The 22,447-nt window shown below is 53.3% G+C and carries 19 protein-coding genes and 1 other annotated feature; of the genes, 9 read left to right on the top strand and 10 right to left on the bottom strand.

Annotated elements, in window-relative coordinates; all coding sequences use genetic code 11:
- The first annotated feature begins 74 nt into the window (after positions 1-74).
- Positions 75-665 (top strand): GTP cyclohydrolase II, encoded by a 591-nt coding sequence (gene ribA / locus FDX01_RS08495; protein WP_096756827.1) that lies wholly within the window; start codon positions 75-77, stop codon positions 663-665.
- A gap of 64 nt (positions 666-729) precedes the next feature.
- On the opposite strand, the gene acnA is transcribed toward ribA, so the two are convergent.
- The 5 genes from acnA to topA form a co-directional block, all read right to left on the bottom strand.
- Entirely contained in the window at positions 730-3,405 is a 2,676-nt protein-coding gene (gene acnA / locus FDX01_RS08490; RefSeq protein ID WP_117342888.1) for an aconitate hydratase AcnA, read from the bottom strand.
- A gap of 343 nt (positions 3,406-3,748) precedes the next feature.
- Positions 3,749-3,919, bottom strand: a complete 171-nt coding sequence (locus FDX01_RS23060; RefSeq protein ID WP_168246952.1) for a hypothetical protein — start codon at positions 3,917-3,919, stop codon at positions 3,749-3,751.
- A 2-nt stretch (positions 3,920-3,921) separates the two neighbouring features.
- Complete coding sequence (locus FDX01_RS08485) at positions 3,922-4,062, bottom strand: YmiA family putative membrane protein (protein WP_213083822.1); 141 nt, start codon at positions 4,060-4,062, stop codon at positions 3,922-3,924.
- A gap of 296 nt (positions 4,063-4,358) precedes the next feature.
- Complete coding sequence (gene cysB, locus FDX01_RS08480; RefSeq protein WP_115258322.1) at positions 4,359-5,333, bottom strand: HTH-type transcriptional regulator CysB; 975 nt, start codon at positions 5,331-5,333, stop codon at positions 4,359-4,361.
- Positions 5,334-5,528: 195 nt separating this feature from the next.
- Positions 5,529-8,126 (bottom strand): type I DNA topoisomerase, encoded by a 2,598-nt coding sequence (gene topA, locus FDX01_RS08475; RefSeq protein WP_137399618.1) that lies wholly within the window; start codon positions 8,124-8,126, stop codon positions 5,529-5,531.
- A gap of 399 nt (positions 8,127-8,525) precedes the next feature.
- On the opposite strand from topA, the gene FDX01_RS08470 reads away from it, so the two are divergent.
- A complete protein-coding gene (locus tag FDX01_RS08470) occupies positions 8,526-8,777 on the top strand; it encodes a YciN family protein (RefSeq protein ID WP_003020616.1) in 252 nt (83 codons plus the stop codon).
- Between the two features lie 108 nt (positions 8,778-8,885).
- Here FDX01_RS08470 and sohB read toward each other — a convergent pair whose 3' ends face one another.
- Positions 8,886-9,932, bottom strand: a complete 1,047-nt coding sequence (sohB, locus tag FDX01_RS08465; protein ID WP_137399617.1) for a protease SohB — start codon at positions 9,930-9,932, stop codon at positions 8,886-8,888.
- A gap of 221 nt (positions 9,933-10,153) precedes the next feature.
- On the opposite strand from sohB, the gene FDX01_RS08460 reads away from it, so the two are divergent.
- Together FDX01_RS08460 and cobO are read left to right on the top strand one after the other, a co-directional pair.
- Positions 10,154-10,915, top strand: a complete 762-nt coding sequence (locus FDX01_RS08460; protein WP_137399616.1) for a YciK family oxidoreductase — start codon at positions 10,154-10,156, stop codon at positions 10,913-10,915.
- Entirely contained in the window at positions 10,912-11,502 is a 591-nt protein-coding gene (cobO, locus tag FDX01_RS08455; RefSeq protein ID WP_096756819.1) for a cob(I)yrinic acid a,c-diamide adenosyltransferase, read from the top strand. Before FDX01_RS08460 ends, cobO begins: the two co-directional genes overlap by 4 nt.
- An 83-nt stretch (positions 11,503-11,585) precedes the next feature.
- On the opposite strand, the gene rluB is transcribed toward cobO, so the two are convergent.
- The 3 genes from rluB to rnm all read right to left on the bottom strand — a co-directional run bounded on the left by rluB (position 11,586) and on the right by rnm (position 14,057).
- Positions 11,586-12,461: a 23S rRNA pseudouridine(2605) synthase RluB gene (gene rluB, locus FDX01_RS08450; RefSeq protein ID WP_096756818.1), complete on the bottom strand. Its 876-nt coding sequence runs from the start codon at positions 12,459-12,461 to the stop codon at positions 11,586-11,588.
- Between the two features lie 100 nt (positions 12,462-12,561).
- The gene (locus FDX01_RS08445) at positions 12,562-13,182 is read right to left on the bottom strand and encodes an L-threonylcarbamoyladenylate synthase (RefSeq protein ID WP_096756817.1); all 621 of its coding nucleotides are present in this window, start codon (positions 13,180-13,182) and stop codon (positions 12,562-12,564) included.
- Entirely contained in the window at positions 13,179-14,057 is an 879-nt protein-coding gene (gene rnm / locus FDX01_RS08440; RefSeq protein ID WP_115258317.1) for an RNase AM, read from the bottom strand. The genes FDX01_RS08445 and rnm overlap by 4 nt, the downstream gene beginning before the upstream one ends.
- Positions 14,058-14,217: 160 nt before the next feature.
- Positions 14,218-14,312: a sequence feature (Trp leader region), on the top strand.
- A gap of 23 nt (positions 14,313-14,335) precedes the next feature.
- Between rnm and FDX01_RS08435 the strand changes: the two genes are divergently transcribed.
- Genes FDX01_RS08435 through trpA form a run of 5 tightly spaced genes read left to right on the top strand, consistent with a single transcriptional unit; the run spans position 14,336 to position 20,865 of the window.
- Positions 14,336-15,898, top strand: coding sequence for an anthranilate synthase component 1 (locus FDX01_RS08435; protein WP_115258316.1), 1,563 nt, complete (start codon positions 14,336-14,338; stop codon positions 15,896-15,898).
- Positions 15,898-17,493 (top strand): bifunctional anthranilate synthase glutamate amidotransferase component TrpG/anthranilate phosphoribosyltransferase TrpD, encoded by a 1,596-nt coding sequence (gene trpD / locus FDX01_RS08430; protein WP_096756814.1) that lies wholly within the window; start codon positions 15,898-15,900, stop codon positions 17,491-17,493. Before FDX01_RS08435 ends, trpD begins: the two co-directional genes overlap by 1 nt.
- A complete protein-coding gene (trpCF, locus tag FDX01_RS08425) occupies positions 17,494-18,855 on the top strand; it encodes a bifunctional indole-3-glycerol-phosphate synthase TrpC/phosphoribosylanthranilate isomerase TrpF (RefSeq protein WP_223240225.1) in 1,362 nt (453 codons plus the stop codon).
- A 10-nt stretch (positions 18,856-18,865) separates the two neighbouring features.
- The gene (gene trpB, locus FDX01_RS08420) at positions 18,866-20,059 is read left to right on the top strand and encodes a tryptophan synthase subunit beta (RefSeq protein WP_117342895.1); all 1,194 of its coding nucleotides are present in this window, start codon (positions 18,866-18,868) and stop codon (positions 20,057-20,059) included.
- Positions 20,059-20,865, top strand: a complete 807-nt coding sequence (trpA, locus tag FDX01_RS08415) for a tryptophan synthase subunit alpha (RefSeq protein ID WP_137399615.1) — start codon at positions 20,059-20,061, stop codon at positions 20,863-20,865. Before trpB ends, trpA begins: the two co-directional genes overlap by 1 nt.
- A gap of 33 nt (positions 20,866-20,898) precedes the next feature.
- Here the strand turns inward: trpA and FDX01_RS08410 are convergent, their stop codons facing one another.
- Positions 20,899-22,371, bottom strand: a complete 1,473-nt coding sequence (locus FDX01_RS08410) for a GGDEF domain-containing protein (RefSeq protein WP_137399614.1) — start codon at positions 22,369-22,371, stop codon at positions 20,899-20,901.
- Positions 22,372-22,447 lie beyond the last annotated feature (76 nt).

Here is a 22,447-nt window from a genome sequence, read left to right as displayed (position 1 = left end):
TTATGGCAAAATAGCGCCATACAGAAGCCAATAGGCGACGGCACGGCGAGTGCCAGCGTAATCTGGAGAAATACATGCAGCTTAAACGTGTGGCAGAAGCCAAACTGCCGACCCCCTGGGGTGATTTCCTGATGGTGGGATTTGAAGAACTGGCAACCGGGCACGATCATGTCGCGCTGGTATTTGGCGATATTTCGGGTCAAACACCGGTCCTGGCACGCGTCCATTCCGAATGTCTGACTGGCGATGCGCTTTTCAGCCTGCGTTGCGATTGCGGTTTCCAACTGGAAGCCGCGCTCACGCACATTGCTGAAGAGGGACGCGGTATCCTGCTTTACCATCGTCAGGAAGGTCGCAACATCGGCCTGCTGAATAAGATCCGCGCCTATGCGTTGCAAGATCAAGGCTACGATACCGTTGAAGCCAACCACCAGTTAGGTTTTGCTGCCGATGAGCGCGACTTCACCCTGTGCGCAGATATGTTTAAGCTGCTGGGCGTAGATGCAGTACGACTGCTGACCAATAATCCGAAGAAAGTTGAGATTCTGACCGAAGCTGGGATCAATATTGTCGAACGCGTGCCGCTGATCGTGGGCCGGAACCCGAAAAATGCGCATTATCTGGATACCAAAGCCGCCAAAATGGGCCATTTATTGAGCGAATAATCGCCCGGTAATTGCACATGCACCTGCCCCATGAAAAGCCTGCTTACGCAGGCTTTTTCACTTTTTACTTCAGCATATTACGAATCACATAGTGCAAAATACCGTCGTTCTGGTAGTAGGTTAACTCCGTCGCAGTATCGATACGACAGCGGCACATAATCACCTCTTTGCTGCCATCTGCGCGCATCATATTCACCGCAATTGTGGCGCCCGGTTGAATTGTTTGTAAATCCGTAATATCAATCACTTCCTCACCGGTGAGTCCCAACGTTTTACGCGTCACCCCTTGCGGGAACTCCAGCGGCAGGATCCCCATACCAATCAGGTTGGAACGGTGAATTCGCTCAAACGATTCTGCGATGACCACGCGAATACCCAGTAAACGTGGACCTTTCGCTGCCCAGTCGCGACTGGAGCCTGATCCGTATTCCTTACCGGCAATCACCGCCAGCGGCACGCTCTCCTGCTGATAACGCATGGCCGCATCGTAAATGGCTACCACTTCCGTCCCCGGTAAATGGCGAGTCATCCCGCCTTCAATTCCCGGCACCATTTCATTGCGGATACGAATGTTGGCAAAAGTACCTCGCATCATCACTTCATGATTTCCACGTCGTGAACCATAGGAGTTAAAATCCCGGCGCTCAACGCCGTGGCTCTGCAAATAGCGTCCTGCCGGGCTGTCCGCCTTAATGCTGCCAGCGGGGGAAATATGATCTGTGGTCACCGAGTCACCCAGCATCGCCAATATACGCGCCCCATGAATATCGTTTACCGGAGCCGGTGTAGCCTGCATGCCCTCGAAGAACGGTGACAGGCGAATATAGGTCGAGTCAGACTGCCAGCCGTAGGTGTCGACACGATCAACATTGATCGATTTCCATTCCGGCGTACCTTCAAACACTTCCGCATACTCTTTGTGGAACATCTCCGTGGATACCTGCTCGACGGCGCGGGCAATTTCCCGTGCAGAAGGCCAGATATCTTTCAGATATACGGGGTCACCTTTTTTATCGTGTCCGAGCGGATCTTTGGTCAGGTTAATGTTCATATTGCCCGCCAGCGCGTAAGCGACCACCAGCGGCGGAGAGGCCAGCCAGTTCGTTTTCACTAACGGATGAATGCGTCCTTCAAAGTTACGGTTACCGGAAAGTACCGCCCCCACCGTCAGGTCACCTTTTTTAATCGCCGTTTCAATAGGATCGGGTAACGGCCCAGAGTTACCAATACAGGTGGTACAACCATAGCCAACCAGATTGAACCCCAGTTCATCAAGGTACGGGGTCAGCCGGGCCTGCGCCAGATAGTCAGACACCACTTTTGATCCCGGTGCTAGCGAGGCTTTGACCCATGGTTGACGTTTCAGACCAAGAGTGACCGCTTTTTTCGCCAGTAAGCCCGCCGCCATCAGCACGCTCGGGTTTGAGGTGTTGGTACAGGAGGTAATAGCCGCAATCACCACCGCACCGTCTGGCAGCTGGTATTGATGACCGTTCAGAACATAGTCGACCGGCTGACTGTCTTTGTGCGAACTGTTCAGCTCAAGCTCATTGCTTGCCGCAAATGCTTTCGGGACATCCCCCAGCGCGACGCGATCCTGCGGACGCTTCGGTCCGGCCAGGCTGGCTTCCACATCGGCCATGTCCAGTTCCAGTGAACTGGTAAAGATCGGCGCATCGCCCGTATTACGCCACATTCCCTGCGCTTTGGCGTAGGACTCAACCAGCTCAACTTGCTCTTCGCTGCGACCGCTCAGGCGCATGTATTCGAGCGTGACGCCATCAATGGGGAAGAAACCGCAGGTCGCACCATACTCCGGTGCCATATTGGCAATGGTGGCACGGTCTGCCAGCGGCAGCGTGTCGAGGCCATCACCATAGAATTCAACAAATTTACCGACCACACCGTGCTTACGCAGCATCTGGGTCACGGTCAGGACTAGATCGGTGGCGGTGATCCCCTCACGTAGTTTTCCATCCAGCTTGAAGCCAACGACATCCGGAATCAGCATTGAGACCGGTTGCCCCAGCATCGCGGCTTCTGCTTCAATTCCGCCCACGCCCCACCCCAGTACACCAAGGCCGTTAATCATCGTAGTGTGGGAGTCGGTACCAACCAGCGTGTCCGGGTAAGCCACCCACTCGCCATCCTGCAATTCACTCCACACCGCTTTTCCCAGGTATTCGAGGTTAACCTGGTGGCAGATCCCCGTCCCCGGCGGTACAACGCTGAAGCGGCTGAATGCCTGCTGCCCCCATTTCAGAAACACATAGCGCTCGTGGTTACGCTCCATTTCCAGGCGAACGTTCTCTTCGAACGCATCATCATCACCGAAGTGGTCTACCGTCACCGAGTGGTCAATCACCAGATCAACAGGTGAAAGCGGGTTCACTTTAGCCGTATCACCGCCGAGGCGTTTAACCGCTTCGCGCATGGCCGCCAGATCGACCACCGCCGGAACGCCGGTAAAATCCTGCATCAGTACACGGGCGGGTCGGTAGGCAATCTCGCGATCGGCATGGGCATTGTCCAGCCATCGAGCCAGAGAATGAATATCTTCTTCAGTAACTGAATCACTGTCCTGCCAGCGCAGCAGGTTTTCCAGCAAGACTTTTAGCGATTTGGGTAGACGGGTGATATCACCCAATGATTTGGCAGCCAGCGGCAAACTGTAGTAGCGGTAGGTTTTATCTTTAACCTGCAATGTGTCCTTACTGGTTTCGCGTAGGGTCGACGACATAGCTCCTCCTTAAATGACAGGGTGGCATCCCCTGACTTTTCTCAGGGTTAGTATTAAAGATAACACAAACAAAATGTAACGCTTTGATAACAACTCAAATTGATAAAAGCGGAGAAGCATAAATGGCGATACAAGGGGATTACGGCGTGAAGGTGGAATTACGTCATTCACTCTTCAATACGGTGAACTAATTCTAATGAAGATATAGCCAAAATAATTAGAGCGGCATGAAGGCGGCAAGTGAGTGAATCGCCAGGAGCATAGATAACTATGTGACTGGGGTGAACGAACGGAAATAACGCACATGCTGCTTTAAGTATGACGGCTATAAAACGCGGGTTAATTATTGTTTCTGTTCTTCGTCTTCATCAAATAGATCAATAAAAGCCTGCTGTGCCGGGGAAAGTTGCCACGCGTCAGGAATATTCTTTCTACATTCAGTAGTCGCATCCTGCGCTGGCTCATTGTCTTGCTGAGAAGGTGTAGACGTGGGTTGCTGCTGTTGCACGGACATGACTAACTCCACACATTCCAAACCACGAGCGCAACAACAATCCAGAACAGGACTGAACCGAGAAAGACCGTGAACCATGCTTTACGTTTCAGCGCGGGATCCCGGCGTGCTGGCTGGTTTCCAGAAGGCATCGCTAACCTCATACTATCGAAATCACTTATCATATTGACACCAAACGATTGGTACAATTAATCATCAGATAAGAGAAATCCTAAAGAAAAAGGCGTGAAAAAGCCAGTTAATTTTCGAATCCTGGGCCGTGAATAAATCAATTGTTTGATCCGATTTAAATATTTGACAGGGTTTTGAGCAGATTTTCTAATTTAAAACTACTTTGGCGAACATTCTCCTTAAATAATATGCGGTTAATATAACTAATTCAGACTTGCCCGTCGGTAGCGTTTTTCATACTGAGATACCGACGAGCGCTGGCCCGTTATTATTTTTCCGGCAATTTAATATCTTTAAACATTGCTTCAATGTCATCGTTAGAACGTAACGCGACCGCCGTATCCACTACATCGCGCGTCAGATGCGGCGCAAAACGCTGAATAAAATCATACATGTAACTGCGCAGGAACGTACTACGACGAAAACCGATTTTGGTGGTGCTATGGCTAAAGACATCATGCGCATCAACCCGTACCAAATCCGGATCGGAAATCGGGTCGACCGCCATGCTGGCAATCACGCCCACGCCCAGTCCGAGTCGCACATAGGTTTTAATAACATCCGCGTCGGTCGCAGTAAAGACAATACGCGGCTCCAGACCCGCGCGGTTAAACGCGGTGTCGAGTTCTGAACGTCCGGTAAAGCCAAAGGTGTACGTCACCAGCGGGTATTGCGCCAGTTCTTCAATCGACACGGAGGATTTACCCGCCAGCGGATGGTCCGGCGTGACAACAATCGAACGATTCCAGTGGTAGCACGGCAGCATCACCAGATCGTCGTACAGGTGCAGCGCTTCGGTTGCAATGGCAAAATCTGCGTTGCCTTTCGACACGGCTTCCGCAATTTGGGTCGGCGAGCCCTGATGCATATGCAAAGAGACGCGAGGATAACGCTCAATAAAGCCTTTAATCACGTTAGGCAGCGCATAGCGCGCCTGGGTGTGGGTGGTCGCAATATACAGCGAGCCTTTGTCCGGCCAGGTATGTTCACCGGCAACCGACTTAATGGCATCTACCTTAGACAGAACTTCGCGCGCAATACGAATGACTTCCTGCCCTGCCGGGGTAACCTGCGTAAGGTGTTTACCGCTACGGGCAAAAATCTGGATACCCAGTTCGTCTTCCAGCATACGAACTTGCTTACTGATACCCGGTTGAGAGGTATAGAGCCCTTCGGCCGTTGAGGAGACATTAAGGTTGTGGTTAACCACCTCAACAATATAGCGAAGTTGCTGTAATTTCATGTTAGACCATCCAGATTAGCGGCATCAGACCATCGTTTATGAGCAGGCTGAATCGCGCTGCTAATACGATTTAATAATAAAAAGTTTGTTAACTATAACCACTATATCATTTTAATCAGAGCTGTATAGATACCGTCACCTATAAAAAAGGGCCGCTTACGCGACCCTTTAAGGCGATGTCAAACTGTCGGGCTGCTACTTCTTGCCTTCTACCCATTTACCGTCAACAAAGAATGCAGACCAGCCGGTCGCCTTACCGTCTTTCTCGGCAGACACATACTGCTGCTTGGTTTTACGGCTAAAACGCACCATCGCTTTGTTGCCATCCGGATCGGTCTGCGGCGCATCGGCAAGGTAGCGCAGTTTTTCCGGCAGACGATCGCGGAAGCGGTACAGCTCTTCCACTAACGGCGCACGCGTCTCACGCGATTTCGGGAAGGTATTCGCCGCCAGGAAGATACCTGCTGCGCCATCACGTAACACGAAATACGCGTCCGATTTTTCACACGGCAATTCCGGCAGCGGAACCGGATCTTCCTTCGGTGGCGCAACTTCGCCATTACGCAGGATCTTACGGGTGTTTTTACACTCGTCGTTAGTACACGCCATGTATTTACCGAAACGCCCCATTTTCAGGTGCATTTCAGAACCACATTTCTCGCACTCGACGATCGGACCGTCGTAGCCCTTGATGCGGAACTCGCCTTCTTCGATTTCGTAACCGTCGCAAGTTGGGTTGTTACCACACACATGCAGCTTACGTTTTGGATCGATGAGGTAGCTGTCCATCGCCGTGCCGCACTTCTGGCAACGGCGCTTCGCGCGTAACGCGTTAGTTTCCGCGTCATCGCCTTCCAGCACGTTCAGCACTTCGTTTTCCGGCACCAGGTTAATGGTGGTTTTGCAGCGCTCTTTTGGTGGCAGCGCGTAACCGGAACAACCGAGGAATACACCGGTACTGGCGGTACGGATACCCATCTGACGACTACAGGTTGGACAGTCGATGCTGGTCAGAACCATCTGGTTCGGACGCATACCGCCCTCTTCAGGGTCTTTCTCGGCTTTATCGAGTTGCTGAGTAAAATCACTGAAGAAGTTGTCGAGCACGCCCTTCCATTCGGCTTCGTGTTTCGCCACCTGGTCGAGACTGTTTTCCATCTGCGCGGTGAAATCGTAGTTCATCAATTCGCGGAAGTTTTCTTCCAGGCGGTCGGTGACGATTTCACCCATTTTTTCTGCGTAGAAACGACGGTTCTCAACACGGACATAGCCGCGATCCTGAATCGTAGAGATGATCGACGCATAGGTAGATGGACGACCGATACCGCGCTTTTCAAGCTCTTTAACCAGTGACGCTTCGCTGAAGCGCGCAGGCGGTTTGGTAAAGTGCTGCGCGGGGGTCAGTTCAACCAATGTCAGCACATCGCCTTTATCCACCGCCGGTAAGATACGATCTTCATCGCCTTTACGCAGGGCTGGCATGACCTTAGTCCAGCCATCAAACCGCAGAATACGACCGCGCGCCTTCAGGCGGTAATCACCTGCGCCAACGGTCAGCGTGGTGGAGTCATATTTAGCTGGCGTCATCTGACAGGCGACAAACTGACGCCAGATCAGCTGATACAGTTTTTGCGCATCAGCTTCCATATCTTTCAGCGATTCAGCCAGTACGGCGACGTCTGAAGGACGGATGGCTTCGTGCGCTTCCTGCGAGTTTTCTTTACTGGCGTACTGGTTTGCGCTCTCCGGCAAATACTTTTTACCAAAGTTTTCGCCGATGTAATCGCGGACCATAGAAACCGCATCCTGGCTCAGGTTGGTTGAGTCAGTACGCATATAGGTGATGTAGCCCGCTTCATACAAGCGTTGCGCCATCATCATGGTTTTCTTCACGCCAAAGCCCAAACGGGTGCTGGCAGCCTGTTGCAACGTAGAGGTGATGAACGGCGCGCCAGGTTTGCTGCTGGTCGGCTTATCTTCACGCTCCAGCACGCTGTAACGTGCTTTTTCCAGCAGGCTTACCGCAGCAAGTGTCTGTTCGCGGTTAACCGGACGGAACGGCTTCTCGTTGTGGTGCGTGACTTCCAGTGGCAGCGCGTCACCGGAAGGCGTCGTGGTGCTGGCATCTATTTCCCAGAATTCTTCCGGAACGAATGCCTTGATCTCACGTTCACGCTCTACAACCAGGCGCACGGCGACCGACTGTACGCGACCGGCAGACAGGCCACGAGCAATCTTTTTCCACAGCAGCGGCGACACCATATAGCCCACAACGCGGTCCATAAAGCGGCGTGCCTGTTGCGCATTGACACGGTCGATGTTCAGTTCGCCCGGCTTTTCAAACGCCTGCTGAATGGCATTTTTGGTAATTTCATTAAACACCACGCGACTGTAGCGGGTGTCGTCGCCCCCGATCACTTCCCGCAGGTGCCATGCAATGGCTTCCCCTTCGCGGTCAAGGTCGGTTGCGAGATAGATGTGGTCGGCCTTTTCAGCCAATTGTTTCAGTTCAGAGACGACCTTCTCTTTACCGGGCAGCACTTCATAGCGCGCATCCCAGTCGTGCCACGGGTCAACCCCCATACGGTTGACGAGAGCGCCACGTTCATCCTTTTTGGGCTTTTTAGCCGTTTTGGTGGCGGTTGAGTCGGCGCTCTTTTTAGTTGCTGAGCCACTGGTCGGCAAATCACGGATATGACCGACGCTGGATTTCACCACGTAGTCATTACCCAGATATTTGTTGATCGTTTTGGCTTTTGCCGGGGACTCAACGATGACAAGAGCTTTACCCATATTCACCTTTACCTAATTTGATTCTTCCAGGAATGCGTCGCGCGTTGATTCACCTTCCACTGGCGACGAGACATCGATATGGTCTCTGCGTCGGCGGATATCAACCCTGGTACCGGTCACGGGTTCGTAATGTAACTCCCATCTAACTGAGTTAACAGGATTTTTTTCACGAATTCGCTAAAGCACGACGGAATATTGGTCGAATGTCAAGCAAATCTGTTGCCAGATTGACGAAAGCGTCACACTGTACCTGATAAAATGCGTTACGCAACTTTATTAGCATGCAAAAACAAATCTCGCCAGTGGGCACACTATCGTAAGACCCGCTCTTTTATCAGGGAATATTTGCCCATAAGGCGGGCTCGGCGTAGACTAATGTCCTTGTTTAAGGAGTAAATAATGCATAAAGACACTCAACCCATCGATCGCGAAACTCTGCTGATTGAAGCCAACAAAATCATTCGTGAGCATGAGGACACGCTGGCGGGGATTGTCGCCACCGGCGTCACACAGCGTAATGGCGTGCTGGTTTTCAGCGGAGATTACTTTTTAGATGAACAAGGGCTTCCTACGCCAAAAAGCACCGCAGTGTTTAATATGTTTAAACACCTGGCGCATGTCCTTTCTGAAAAGTATCACCTGATCGATTAATACAAGAAATGATTTGCCGGATGGCGGCTCCGCCTTATCCGGCCTACGATGCGACGATCCTGTAGGCCGGATAAGATGCTTTAGCATCGCCATCCGGCAATGACAATTTTACATCAACGGTTTTTGACCACGCTGCCACCAGCGCAGCAGCAAGCGATCCGCACTTTCCGCTGCACTACCGGTGAAACGGTCCATCAGTTTTTTGCGCTGCAGATAGCGTACGTTAAGCACTTCGCGACCCTCCATCAAACTCAGGATCACCTCATCGCTGGTATTGATCTCATCCACCAGCCCATTTTCCAGCGCCTGTTGACCGAACCAGTGTTCCCCAGTGGCAACCTGTTCAATGTCCAGAGTCGGACGCATACGGTGCACAAAATCTTTAAACAGGTGATGCGTTTCGTTCAGGTCTTCGCGGAATTTCTGACGACCCTCTTCCGTGTTCTCACCAAGCAGCGTCAACGTCCGTTTGTATTGCCCGGCAGTGTGCAACTCAATATCAATGTCTTTGCCTTTCAGGAAACGGTTAAAGTTAGGGATCTGCGCCACCACGCCAATTGAGCCCACAATAGCAAACGGTGCCGAAACAATTTTATCTGCCACGCAGGCCATCATGTATCCGCCGCTGGCGGCAACTTTATCGACCGTCACCGTTAATGGGATCTGCTTATCGCGCAGACGCTGCAATTGTGATGCCGCCAGCCCATAGCCATGCACCACACCACCGGGGCTTTCCAGGCGAATAACCACCTGATCTTGTGGTTTTACTACCGCCAGTACCGCCGTCACCTCTTCACGCAGCGCGCTGACTTCATGGGCATCCATACTGCCTTTAAAATCAAGCACCCAGACACGCGGTTTACCCGATGATGTATTCTCTCCCAATTTTGCTTTGGCTTTGGCCGCCTTCGCTTCCAGCTTGTGCTTTTTTTTCTGCGCTTTATGCCAGAGCTTTTGTTGGTGGCTGTCCATTAAAGACATCGCCAGATCTTCTTTCATCTCTTTATATTGTTCACTGAGATTAATGACCCGGAGTTCACCGCGCTGACGCTTGCGTTGTGTCGCATTGACGATCAGCATAACAATCACCGCAATCGCCACTACCACTGTGACGATTTTTGCCAAAAACAGCCCATATTCAGACAACAATTCCACGAATCCCACCTTGGTTAAACAACGCAACTTTCGCTCAGTGTACAACAGGTGTGTTAACCCGTCTTGCTTCATCCATCCGCATGGTAATCGGTAAAAAGCATGACAAAGTGTTCATTTTACGGTGTTATTACCTTTGGCTGATTGAAAAATAGCAGGGTTTAAGGCATAAAACCGACAAGTTCTAGAAAACGGGATGGCCAGAGCGTCGCCGAGGAGTAACCGTGCATTACCAACCCAAACAAGATCTGTTACAGGATCGCATTATTCTGGTCACCGGAGCCAGCGATGGCATCGGTCGAGAAGCTGCGCTGACCTATGCCCGCTACGGTGCAACCGTGATTCTGCTCGGGCGCAATGAAGAAAAACTTCGTCAGGTCGCCCAAGCCGTTTCCTCAGAAAACGGCGCGCCCGCGCAGTGGTTTACGCTGGATCTGCTGACCTGTACTTCCGCTGAGTGTCATGAACTGGCGCAGCGAATCAACGCCCATTACCCGCGTCTGGATGGCGTGTTGCATAATGCCGGGTTACTGGGTGAAATCGGTCCGATGATCGAACAAACTCCGCAGGTCTGGCAGGAGGTCATGCAGGTAAACGTCAATGCCACCTTTATGCTGACCCAGGCGCTGCTCCCTTTGTTGCTTAAGTCTGATTCTGGATCGTTGGTCTTTACCTCATCCAGCGTTGGTCGTCAGGGACGCGCCAACTGGGGGGCCTATGCAACCTCGAAGTTTGCCACCGAAGGCATGATGCAGGTGCTGGCAGACGAGTATCAAAACCATCATTTGCGCGTAAACTGTATTAATCCTGGCGGCACGCGTACCGGCATGCGTGCCAGCGCATTCCCAACAGAAGATCCACAAAAATTAAAAACACCCGCCGACATTATGCCGCTGTACCTGTGGCTGATGGGCGACGACAGCCGGCGTAAAACCGGTATGACCTTCGACGCCCAACCGGGCCGTAAACCAGGAATTGCCCAATGAGTGAAGAACGCTATCAGCAGCGCCAGCAGCGCGTAAAAGACCGTGTTGACGCACGCGTTGCCGCCGCAAAGGACGAGCGCGGTATCATCATCGTCTTTACCGGCAACGGTAAAGGGAAAACCACCGCCGCATTTGGTACCGCCACGCGCGCGGTCGGTCACGGTAAAAAAGTCGGCGTGGTGCAGTTCATTAAAGGCACGTGGCCCAACGGCGAACGAAACTTACTGGAACCCCACGGCGTTGAGTTTCAGGTCATGGCGACAGGATTTACCTGGGAGACGCAGAACCGAGATTCTGACACCGCTGCCTGTCTGGCCGTGTGGGAGCACGGTAAACGGATGCTGGCCGATCCTGAGCTGGATATGGTGGTGCTGGATGAGTTGACGTACATGGTGGCGTATGACTATCTACCGCTGGAAGAGGTGCTCGACGCCTTAAGCGCGCGCCCTTCTCACCAGACGGTGATTATCACTGGTCGAGGATGCCATCGCGATATTCTGGAATTAGCTGATACGGTCAGCGAGTTGCGCCCGGTCAAGCACGCCTTTGAGGCGGGGGTGAAAGCCCAAATAGGGATCGATTATTGAGTGTAGGCCGGATAAGGCGTTTGCGCCGCATCCGGCTCCACGCTAACGCCTGATGGCGCTTTGCTTATCAGGCCTACTCATGATTAACCGTTGTTGTTACGACCGCCTGGACGACGGCTACCGCCGACCTGGGTGTGACGTTTAACTGCACGGCGGATCTGGTTCGCCTTCATGCGACGACGGTCTTTCTCAACAGCAACCTTCGAGCTGGTTTCCGGCTGCAGTTCCACCAGTTGACGCAGATAGTTTGTCTGGGCGAGATCAAGCTCCGTCCAGCCACCACGCGGCAGACCTTTCGGCAGCGGAATATCACCGTAACGTACGCGGATCAAACGGCTCACCTGCACGCCAACGGCTTCCCACAGGCGACGCACTTCGCGGTTACGCCCTTCGGTCAAGGTGACGTTATACCACTGGTTAATCCCTTCACCACCGCTGAACTTGATGGTTTTAAATGCGGCCGGACCATCTTCGAGTTGCACGCCACGGCTCAGGTCACGCAGTTTCGTTTCATCCACCTGGCCAAACACACGCACCGCGTATTCACGCTCAACTTCACGGCTCGGGTGCATCAGACGGTTCGCCAGTTCACCATCGGTGGTGAACAGCAGTAAACCACAGGTATTCACGTCCAGACGACCCACCGCAATCCAGCGCGCATCGCGCAGTTTTGGTAGACGGTCAAAGACGGTCGGACGACCTTCCGGGTCGTTACGGGTACACAATTCACCTTCCGGCTTGTAATACGCCAGAACGCGGCAGATTTGTTCCGCAGATTCTTTAACCGAAATCAGATGACCGTCGATACGGATTTTCAGACCCGGTGTTACGTCAACGCGATCGCCAAGCGTGGCAATTTTGCCGTCAACGCTCACGCGACCTGCTGCAATAATGGTTTCAATTTCACGGCGAGAACCGTGGCCAGCGCGCGCCAGCACTTTTTGTAACTTTTCGCTCATAGAGCTTCCTTTAGGTGTCGCCTTCACAGGCGTCGAACAGGAGAATCAACGGCGCCAGTTAGCACCATTTTAAGGCCGCGTAGTATACCGAGTTGCGCCCTTATAAGAAAGGTTTAACGTCGCCGACGCCTTCACGCAACACCACCGGCGAGTCATCGGTTAAATCGATAACCGTGGTGGGCTGTTGACCGAGATACCCGCCGTGGATAATCAAATCCACCTGCTTCTCCAGACGATCTTTAATCTCTTCCGGATCGGACTCGGTAAATTCGCTACCCGGCAGCATGAGCGATGTTGAGAGCATGGGCTCGCCCAACGCTTCCAGCAACGCCAGCGCAATCGGATTGGACGGTACGCGCAGACCGATGGTTTTACGTTTTTCCTGCAGCAATCGGCGCGGCACTTCTTTCGTCCCTTTCAGGATGAAGGTGTAGTTGCCCGGCGTATTGTTTTTAATTAAACGAAAAGCAACGTTGTCCACGAACGAATACGTCGACAGTTCGGACAGGTCACGGCACATCAACGTGAAGTTGTGTCCATCAGGCAAATGACGGATACGGCAAATACGCTCCATCGCCCCTTTGTCTTCGATTTTGCAGCCCAACGCATAGCCGGAATCAGTGGGATAAACGATTACCCCACCTTTACGCACAATTTCAACGGCCTGATTGATCAGGCGTTGCTGTGGGTTATCAGGATGGATATAAAAAAACTGACTCATACTTTCCTCTCAGTGGTCTCGGGCTGTTCCCAAAGCTGCCAGACGCCTTCAACGCCTGCGGGCAACCAGAGCTTACGACCCAATTCAATCCACGGGCACGGCTGATGAAAATCAGATCCTTGTGATGCCCACAGCTGATGCTGACGCGCCAGCGTCGCCAGATGGGTACGCTCATTGGGAGACTGTTGACACTGTGCCACTTCCATCGCGTCACCGTGATGTTCGGCAAACCAGGCAACCAGTCTTTTCAGCCACTTAGCGCTAAGATCGTACCGACCAGGATGAGCCAGCACCGCCTTACCGCCAGAATGATGAATGACATCAATAGCTTGTTCTATTGTACACCACTGTGGCGGAACGTAACCGGTTTTCCCGCGGGCAAGGTATTTTTTAAACACGTCAGCCATGGTCGTGGCTTTGCCACTCTCAACCAGGAAACGCGCAAAATGGCCTCTCGTGACGGCCCCGCCGTCAGCCAGACGTAACGCGCCTTCCCACGCGCCCGGGATATGTGCTTTGTCCAGTCGCTCAGCAATTAGCTGCGCACGCAGCTGACGACGCGCGGTTTGTTCTGCCAGAAACGCACGCATCATGGGGTGGTCGATATCGATATTCAGGCCGACGATATGGATCTCGTGGTTTTCCCAGACCGTGGAAATTTCAACGCCCGCTATTAACTTCAACGCTAAACCTGAACGTGAAATTTCTTCTCTTGCCGCCGGAATCGCTGCCGTGGTGTCATGATCGGTAATCGCCAGTGTCCCGACTCGCATCTCTACCGCACGGTGTACCAATGCTTCAGGTGTCAATCGTCCATCGGACGCCGTTGTATGACTGTGCAGGTCGTAAATCACTGCGTAATTCGTGTCGCTCAAGGCGGCTCCCGTTTCAATAAATGTCGTATCACGCTCATCATAGCGTTTTAGACAAATTTACTGAAATCAGGTGTTGACTTTATCCCATTGAACTAGTTAACTAGTACGCAAGTTCACATGAAGAAAGAAGGTATCTGAGATGAAAGCAACATATGTCCTGCACGGTGGGTGGCGCACTTCCTGATTTCGGGCAGTGTCTTACGTCTGCAATATGCAACCAGATACCCGGCCCGCCAACTAAGCGGGTTTTTTTTTGAACAAAATTAATGAGAATAACGATGCAAACACAAAAACCGACACTCGAACTGCTGGCCTGTGACGCCGCCTACCGTAACAACCCGACCGAGCTGTTTCATCAGGTCTGCGGCGCGCGCCCGGCGACATTGTTACTGGAATCCGCCGATATCGACAGCAAGGACGACCTGAAGAGTCTGCTGTTGGTCGACAGCGCGCTGCGTATTACCGCCTTAGGTGACACCGTTACCATTCAGGCGTTGTCAGCGAATGGAGCCTCCCTGCTCCCGTTGCTGGATGCCGCCTTGCCAACTGGTGTTGAAAACCAACAACAGCCGAATGCCCGCCAGTTGCGTTTTCCGGCCGTCAGCCCACTGCTGGATGAAGATGCCCGCTTATGTTCCCTGTCGGTCTTTGACACGTTCCGTTTAATGCAGGAACTGGTTAATGTGCCGGAGCAGGAGCGTGAAGCCATGTTCTTCGGCGGTCTGTTTTCCTACGATCTGGTCGCTGGATTCGAAGATTTACCCCAGCTTGAAGCCGGCAACCGCTGCCCTGATTACTGCTTCTACCTGGCCGAAACCCTGATGGTCATTGACCACCAGAAAAAAAGCACCCGTATTCAGGCCAGCGTGTTCACGCCCTGCGAGGAAGAAAAACAGCGTCTGGCCCACCGACTGGCGCAGTTGAGCCAGCAGTTAACCGAACCCGCGCCGCCGCTGCCCGTTATTGAAGTACCAGAAATGCGCTGCGAGTGTAATCAGAGCGATGAAGAGTTCGGTACCGTCGTGCGCGGTTTGCAAAAAGCCATTCGTGCCGGTGAGATTTTCCAGGTAGTGCCTTCCCGCCGTTTTTCACTGCCCTGCCCGTCACCACTTGCTGCCTATTATGTTCTGAAAAAGAGCAATCCCAGCCCGTACATGTTCTTTATGCAGGATAACGATTTCACGTTGTTCGGCGCCTCGCCGGAAAGTTCGCTGAAATACGACGCCACCAGCCGCCAGATTGAGATCTACCCCATTGCCGGGACTCGCCCACGCGGCCGTCGTGCTGACGGCTCGCTGGACCGCGATCTCGACAGCCGTATTGAGCTGGAAATGCGCACTGACCATAAAGAACTTTCCGAGCACCTGATGCTGGTGGACCTGGCGCGTAATGACCTGGCACGTATCTGTACCCCGGGCAGTCGCTACGTGGCCGACCTGACCAAAGTTGACCGGTATTCCTTCGTGATGCACCTGGTTTCCCGCGTGGTCGGCGAACTGCGTCATGACCTGGACGTCCTGCATGCATACCGTGCCTGTATGAACATGGGCACGCTGAGCGGTGCGCCGAAAGTGCGCGCCATGCAGCTTATCGCCGAGGCTGAAGGTCGCCGCCGCGGTAGCTATGGCGGCGCGGTCGGTTACTTCACCGCCCACGGTGATCTGGACACGTGCATTGTGATTCGTTCTGCCCTGGTAGAAGACGGTATCGCCACCGTGCAGGCGGGTGCCGGGATTGTTCTGGACTCTGTACCGCAGTCTGAAGCCGATGAAACCCGTAATAAAGCGCGTGCGGTTCTGCGTGCTATCGCCACAGCACACCACGCACAGGAGATTTTCTAATGGCTGATATTCTGCTGCTCGATAACATTGACTCTTTTACCTATAACCTGGCAGATCAGCTGCGTACCAACGGCCACAACGTGGTGATTTATCGCAACCATATCCCGGCGCAGACCTTAATTGACCGCTTAGCGACCATGAAAAACCCGGTACTGATGCTTTCGCCAGGTCCGGGCGCGCCAAGCGAAGCAGGCTGCATGCCGGAGTTGTTGACTCGCCTGCGCGGCAAATTGCCGATTATCGGTATTTGCCTTGGGCATCAGGCGATTGTCGAAGCTTACGGCGGATATGTAGGTCAGGCGGGAGAAATCCTGCACGGCAAAGCCTCCAGTATTGAACACGACGGTCAGGAAATGTTCGCCGGTCTGGCTAATCCCTTGCCTGTGGCGCGTTACCATTCACTGGTCGGCAGCAACGTCCCGGCGGGACTAACCATTAACGCCCACTTCAACGGCATGGTGATGGCGGTTCGCCACGACACCGACCGCGTGTGCGGATTCCAGTTCCATCCGGAATCAATTCTCACCACTCAGGGCGCGCGTCTGCTGGAGCAAACGCTGGCCTGGGCACAGCAGAAGCTTGAACAAACCAACACGCTGCAGCCTATTCTCGAAAAACTGTACCAGGCCCAGACGCTGTCCCAGCAGGAGAGCCACCAATTGTTCTCTGCAGTCGTGCGCGGTGAATTGAAGCCGGAGCAGCTGGCTGCCGCACTGGTCAGCATGAAAGTGCGCGGTGAGCATCCGAATGAAATTGCCGGGGCGGCGACGGCCCTGCTGGAGAACGCTGCGCCGTTCCCACGTCCGGACTATCTGTTTGCCGACATTGTCGGGACCGGCGGTGACGGCAGCAACAGCATCAACATTTCCACCGCCAGCGCGTTTGTCGCCGCGGCCTGTGGGTTAAAGGTAGCGAAGCACGGTAACCGTAGCGTCTCCAGTAAATCAGGATCGTCCGATCTGCTGGCGGCCTTTGGCATCAACCTGGATATGAATGCCGATAAGTCGCGCCTGGCGCTTGACGAACTGGGCGTATGTTTCCTGTTTGCACCGAAATATCACACCGGTTTTCGTCACGCCATGCCGGTTCGTCAGCAGCTCAAAACCCGCACGCTGTTTAACGTGCTCGGGCCGCTGATTAACCCTGCGCATCCGCCGCTGGCGCTGATCGGCGTCTACAGCCCGGAACTGGTACTGCCCATTGCCGAAACCCTGCGCGTGCTGGGATATCAGCGTGCAGCCGTGGTGCACAGCGGCGGAATGGATGAAGTTTCGCTGCATGCACCGACCATTGTGGCCGAATTGCATGACGGCGAAATCAAGAGTTATCAGCTGACGGCAGACGACTTTGGCCTGACGCCATATCACCAGGAACAGCTGGCGGGCGGCACGCCGGAAGAAAACCGTGACATTCTCAGTCGCTTGTTACAAGGTAAAGGTGAAGCCGCGCACGAGGCCGCCGTGGCAGCGAATGTCGCCATGTTAATGCGCCTGCACGGCGAAGAAGATTTAAAAGCCAACGCACAAATCGTGATTAATGTCCTGCGTAGCGGTGCGGCCTATGACCGGGTCACCGCCCTGGCAGCAAGAGGGTAAATGATGCAAACCGTTTTAGCGAAAATTGTCGCAGACAAGGCGATTTGGGTAGAAGCCCGCAAACAGCAACAACCGTTGGCCAGCTTTCAAAATGATGTTCAGCCAAGCTCGCGACATTTTTATGATGCGCTGCAAGGCGCGCGGACCGCATTTATTCTGGAGTGCAAAAAAGCCTCTCCGTCAAAAGGCGTGATCCGTGATGACTTTGACCCGGCACATATTGCGGGTGTGTATAAACATTATGCCTCGGCGATTTCTGTGCTGACCGACGAGAAATATTTCCAGGGAAGCTTTGATTTCCTGCCCATCGTCAGCCGCATCGCACCACAGCCGATTCTGTGTAAAGACTTTATTATCGATCCTTACCAGATTTACCTGGCCCGTCATTACCAGGCTGACGCTTGTTTACTGATGCTATCCGTGCTGGATGACGAACAATATCGTCAGCTTGCCGCCGTGGCACACAGCCTGAAAATGGGTGTGCTGACCGAGGTCAGCAACGAAGAAGAGCTGGAACGTGCCATTGCGCTTGGCGCAAAAGTCGTGGGCATTAACAACCGCGATCTGCGCGACCTGTCGATTGACCTCAATCGCACCCGCCAACTGGCACCGCGACTGGGCCACGGCGTGACCGTCATCAGCGAGTCCGGCATTAATACCTACGGCCAGGTGCGCGAACTCAGCCATTTCGCCAACGGTTTTCTGATTGGCTCCGCGCTGATGTCGCATCAGGACCTACATGCAGCGGTACGTCGCGTGCTGCTCGGCGAGAATAAAGTCTGCGGACTGACGCGCGCACAGGATGCCCATACGGCGTATGAATCCGGCGCAATTTATGGCGGACTGATTTTTGTTCCTTCTTCACCACGTGCCGTCAATATTGAGCAGGCTCGTGAGGTCATGACAGGTGCGCCGCTACAGTACGTTGGCGTGTTTCGCGACAGCAATATTGATGACGTGTGCTCCACCGTCGGGCATTTATCACTGACAGCCGTGCAACTGCACGGGAACGAAGATCAGACTTATATCGATACGCTGCGTGCGGCATTACCGCAACAGGTGCAAATCTGGAAGGCGCTGAGCGTGGGCGAGTCACTGCCAGTCCGCAGCTATCAGCATGTTGATCGATACGTTTTCGACAACGGCCAGGGCGGCAGCGGACAGCGCTTTGACTGGTCGCTGTTGGGTGGGCAATCACTGGATAACGTTTTACTGGCTGGCGGACTCGGTGCAGATAACTGCGTCGACGCGGCTAAAACCGGCTGTGCCGGTCTCGATTTCAATTCTGGCGTAGAGTCGCAGCCGGGCATCAAAGATGCGCGTCTGCTGGCCTCGGTCTTTCAAACACTGCGCGCATATTAAGGAAAAGGACATGACAACATTACTCAACCCCTATTTTGGTGAATTTGGCGGCATGTATGTGCCACAGATTCTGATGCCTGCCCTGCGCCAGCTGGAAGAAGCCTTCGTCAGCGCGCAGAAAGATCCTGAGTTTCAGGCGCAGTTTACCGATCTGCTGAAAAACTATGCAGGCCGCCCTACCGCGCTGACCAAATGCCAGAACATCACCGCAGGTACTCGCACCACCCTGTATCTGAAGCGTGAAGACTTGCTGCACGGCGGTGCGCACAAGACTAACCAGGTGTTGGGTCAGGCGCTGCTGGCAAAACGTATGGGTAAAACCGAGATCATCGCTGAAACAGGTGCCGGTCAACACGGCGTAGCTTCCGCGCTCGCCTGTGCCTTGCTTGGCCTGAAGTGTCGCATCTATATGGGTGCGAAAGACATCGAACGCCAGTCTCCCAACGTGTTCCGTATGCGGCTGATGGGCGCCGAGGTGATCCCGGTACACAGCGGCTCCGCCACGCTGAAAGATGCCTGTAATGAAGCGCTGCGCGACTGGTCTGGCAGCTACGATACTGCGCACTATATGCTTGGTACGGCGGCTGGCCCACATCCTTTCCCAACTATTGTGCGTGAGTTCCAGCGCATGATCGGCGAAGAAACCAAAGCGCAGATCCTCGAAAAAGAAGGTCGTCTGCCGGATGCCGTTATCGCCTGCGTGGGTGGTGGGTCGAATGCTATCGGTATGTTTGCTGATTTTATTAATGACACCAGCGTCGGGTTGATTGGCGTTGAGCCGGGCGGTCACGGGATTGAGTCCGGTGAACACGGCGCGCCGTTGAAGCATGGTCGCGTCGGAATTTACTTCGGCATGAAATCGCCGATGATGCAAACCGAAGAGGGGCAAATCGAAGAGTCCTATTCGATTTCAGCGGGTCTGGATTTCCCGTCCGTCGGGCCACAGCATGCTTACCTGAACAGTATTGGTCGTGCCGATTACGTATCGATTACCGATGACGAAGCGCTGGAAGCCTTTAAAACCCTGTGCCTGCATGAAGGGATCATTCCGGCCCTGGAGTCATCACATGCCCTGGCGCACGCGTTGAAAATGATGCGTGAGGATCCGGACAAAGAGCAGCTGCTGGTGGTTAATCTCTCCGGTCGCGGCGACAAAGACATCTTCACCGTACACGATATTCTGAAAGCACGAGGGGAAATCTGATGGAACGTTATGAAAACCTGTTTGCACAGCTGAAGGACCGCAAAGAAGGTGCATTTGTCCCCTTCGTCACCCTCGGCGACCCTTCTGTTGAGCAGTCGCTGAAGATTATTGATACGCTGATCGACGCCGGGGCTGATGCGCTCGAACTCGGGATCCCCTTCTCCGACCCGCTGGCTGACGGCCCGACCATTCAGGATGCGACTTTACGTGCTTTTGCCGCAGGCGTCACGCCGTCGCAATGCTTCGAAATGCTGGCGCTGATCCGTCAAAAACATCCCAACATTCCTGCTGGCCTGCTGATGTACGCCAATCTGGTGTTCAGTAAAGGCATTGACGAATTTTACGCCCAGTGTGAAAAAGTCGGCGTGGATTCAGTGTTAGTCGCCGATGTGCCGGTTGAGGAGTCTGCGCCATTCCGGACAGCGGCACTGCGCCACAACGTGGCACCGATTTTCATCTGCCCGCCGAACGCTGATGACGACCTGCTGCGCCAGATTGCGTCCCATGGTCGCGGTTATACCTATCTGTTGTCTCGTGCTGGCGTGACTGGCGCCGAAAAGCGTGCTGCGCTACCGCTGCATCATCTGGTCGAGAAGCTGAAACAATACAATGCACCGCCGTCGTTGCAAGGCTTCGGTATCTCAGCGCCTGAGCAGGTCGCGGGGGCGATTGAAGCAGGTGCTGCCGGGGCGATTTCAGGCTCGGCGATTGTGAAAATTATCGAGAAAAATGTCACCGCACCGGAACAGATGCTGACAGAGCTAAGGGCTTTTGTCAGCGCGATGAAAGCCGCCACGCATCAGTAATAAGCCACAACCGCCAGCGTAAATCTGGCGGTTTTATCCTTCTTTCGCCTGCTTCATTTTGTACATGGCGTTATCTGCGTTCTGAATAGCCACATCCAGTTCACCGTTCACTTCCGCAATTCCCCATGACACCGACAGCGGCACAGTGTGCCCCTCCACCACAAATACGTGATTATTGACCTGACCGCTAATACGCTCAGCGATGGCGATAGCGTCACTCGCCTGAGAGCGAAACAGCAGGATCATAAACTCATCCCCGCCGGTACGAATCACCAGATCGTGACTGGTTCGGGTATTAGACAGCATTCTGTTGGCAATGGTTTGCAGTGCGCGATCCCCGGCCGCGTGGCCCCAGGTGTCGTTGACGGCCTTAAACTTATTACAGTCCAGAAGTACCACCGAACAATGGGATAAATCCCGGCGTTTAATAATGTCGAGGATCCTGCGGTTAAAACAACCGGTCAGCGAATCGATATACACCTTTAGATCGCTTTCATTCAGCCACGATTTCAACGAAAAGCTAATGATAATAAAGAAGAACGGCGCCAAAAGAATCACAATTCCGGCATGCGCATCGTGTACCATAAAACGACCTAACGAGATCGAATAGTGCAGCGCGTACTTTTCTGACAACATCCTGACATGAGCGTTGTTCAGGTTTGCGCATTTCCCCGCTAAACAGAGACTCTCGTTGTTGAGTAAATTAACCAATGCCACATTAAGACCCGGCGGAAGCTGGTATTCAAACGCGTTTGCCAACTCATCTTGCAATTCCGGTTTCGAATGGTCATAAACCAGGTACGCCACGATATGATCGGAGATATCATCGCCTGACAGATCGTAAATATAGCTCACGACACTGTACGCCTTATCACCGGTGATTTTATCGGTGTAAAAATTGGTCGAACTAAGGGCTTTGTTTTTGACGTTTTTTTGCAGTAGTCGGGTATAAAAATCGACCGGCGGGTAGAAAAAATTGGAAATATCGAGCGCCATCTCGGAGTCAGCGAAAGAAAAATTGTGAGAGTCGGCAGGAGTAAACCAGTAAAAATAATCTGCGTCTTTGGCGATAATATAACGATGCGCGTCGAAAGTGCCCGGATTGAGCTCATTCACCATTCCGCGGATAAACTCTGCGGCGGCAAACATACACAGGGCCTGCTGGCTGGGCTGCTTAGCGATAATGGCTCCAGATGCCGAATGTATCCGCTTTCGATCGGCGTTGATTCCCCACTCCCCCTCCTCGCGCGGAACAAAGCGCGACTTGCTGCCACATCGTCCACCATTAATGGTGTGGTGATAACGCTCACCGATGGCGTCCGCGATCAGTTCATTGTCGTTAAAGATGTCCATGAGACGCGTTTGGAGACGGTTGATACCTTCACTTGCGGTGGCCGTACGCTGCTCGTAAATGATGAACAGGAACAGTGATGTAAATATCAGTGTAATGAGGCCAGAGACCAGCAACGCCTGCCTGTTTCTGAGCTTATCCTGCACAATCTTCACGCGTCCACCCTGATAGTTACCCGCATTGCCAAATCAGTTACTTGAGCGCTAAGTTACAGATTTACCCATAAAAAGC

Origin of the sequence: Citrobacter sp. wls613 (assembly GCF_005281195.1) — a bacterium.
Classification (GTDB): Bacteria; Pseudomonadota; Gammaproteobacteria; order Enterobacterales; family Enterobacteriaceae; genus Citrobacter; species Citrobacter gillenii.
Note: the sequence above shows the minus strand (reverse complement) of the source record. Positions and strands in the feature narration are given on the sequence as shown.

What these genes read in the sequence shown, in the direction of transcription:
- FDX01_RS08435 (WP_115258316.1), top strand. Translation starts at nt 14,336, where the DNA reads ATGCAAACACAAAAACCGACACTCGAACTGCTGGCCTGTGACGCCGCC.
- FDX01_RS23060 (WP_168246952.1), bottom strand. Translation starts at nt 3,919, where the DNA reads ATGTCCGTGCAACAGCAGCAACCCACGTCTACACCTTCTCAGCAAGAC.
- cysB (WP_115258322.1), bottom strand. Translation starts at nt 5,333, where the DNA reads ATGAAATTACAGCAACTTCGCTATATTGTTGAGGTGGTTAACCACAAC.
- FDX01_RS08470 (WP_003020616.1), top strand. Translation starts at nt 8,526, where the DNA reads ATGCATAAAGACACTCAACCCATCGATCGCGAAACTCTGCTGATTGAA.
- cobO (WP_096756819.1), top strand. Translation starts at nt 10,912, where the DNA reads ATGAGTGAAGAACGCTATCAGCAGCGCCAGCAGCGCGTAAAAGACCGT.
- trpB (WP_117342895.1), top strand. Translation starts at nt 18,866, where the DNA reads ATGACAACATTACTCAACCCCTATTTTGGTGAATTTGGCGGCATGTAT.
- rluB (WP_096756818.1), bottom strand. Translation starts at nt 12,461, where the DNA reads ATGAGCGAAAAGTTACAAAAAGTGCTGGCGCGCGCTGGCCACGGTTCT.
- trpCF (WP_223240225.1), top strand. Translation starts at nt 17,494, where the DNA reads ATGATGCAAACCGTTTTAGCGAAAATTGTCGCAGACAAGGCGATTTGG.
- trpA (WP_137399615.1), top strand. Translation starts at nt 20,059, where the DNA reads ATGGAACGTTATGAAAACCTGTTTGCACAGCTGAAGGACCGCAAAGAA.
- trpD (WP_096756814.1), top strand. Translation starts at nt 15,898, where the DNA reads ATGGCTGATATTCTGCTGCTCGATAACATTGACTCTTTTACCTATAAC.
- ribA (WP_096756827.1), top strand. Translation starts at nt 75, where the DNA reads ATGCAGCTTAAACGTGTGGCAGAAGCCAAACTGCCGACCCCCTGGGGT.
- topA (WP_137399618.1), bottom strand. Translation starts at nt 8,126, where the DNA reads ATGGGTAAAGCTCTTGTCATCGTTGAGTCCCCGGCAAAAGCCAAAACG.
- acnA (WP_117342888.1), bottom strand. Translation starts at nt 3,405, where the DNA reads ATGTCGTCGACCCTACGCGAAACCAGTAAGGACACATTGCAGGTTAAA.
- FDX01_RS08485 (WP_213083822.1), bottom strand. Translation starts at nt 4,062, where the DNA reads ATGAGGTTAGCGATGCCTTCTGGAAACCAGCCAGCACGCCGGGATCCC.
- FDX01_RS08445 (WP_096756817.1), bottom strand. Translation starts at nt 13,182, where the DNA reads ATGAGTCAGTTTTTTTATATCCATCCTGATAACCCACAGCAACGCCTG.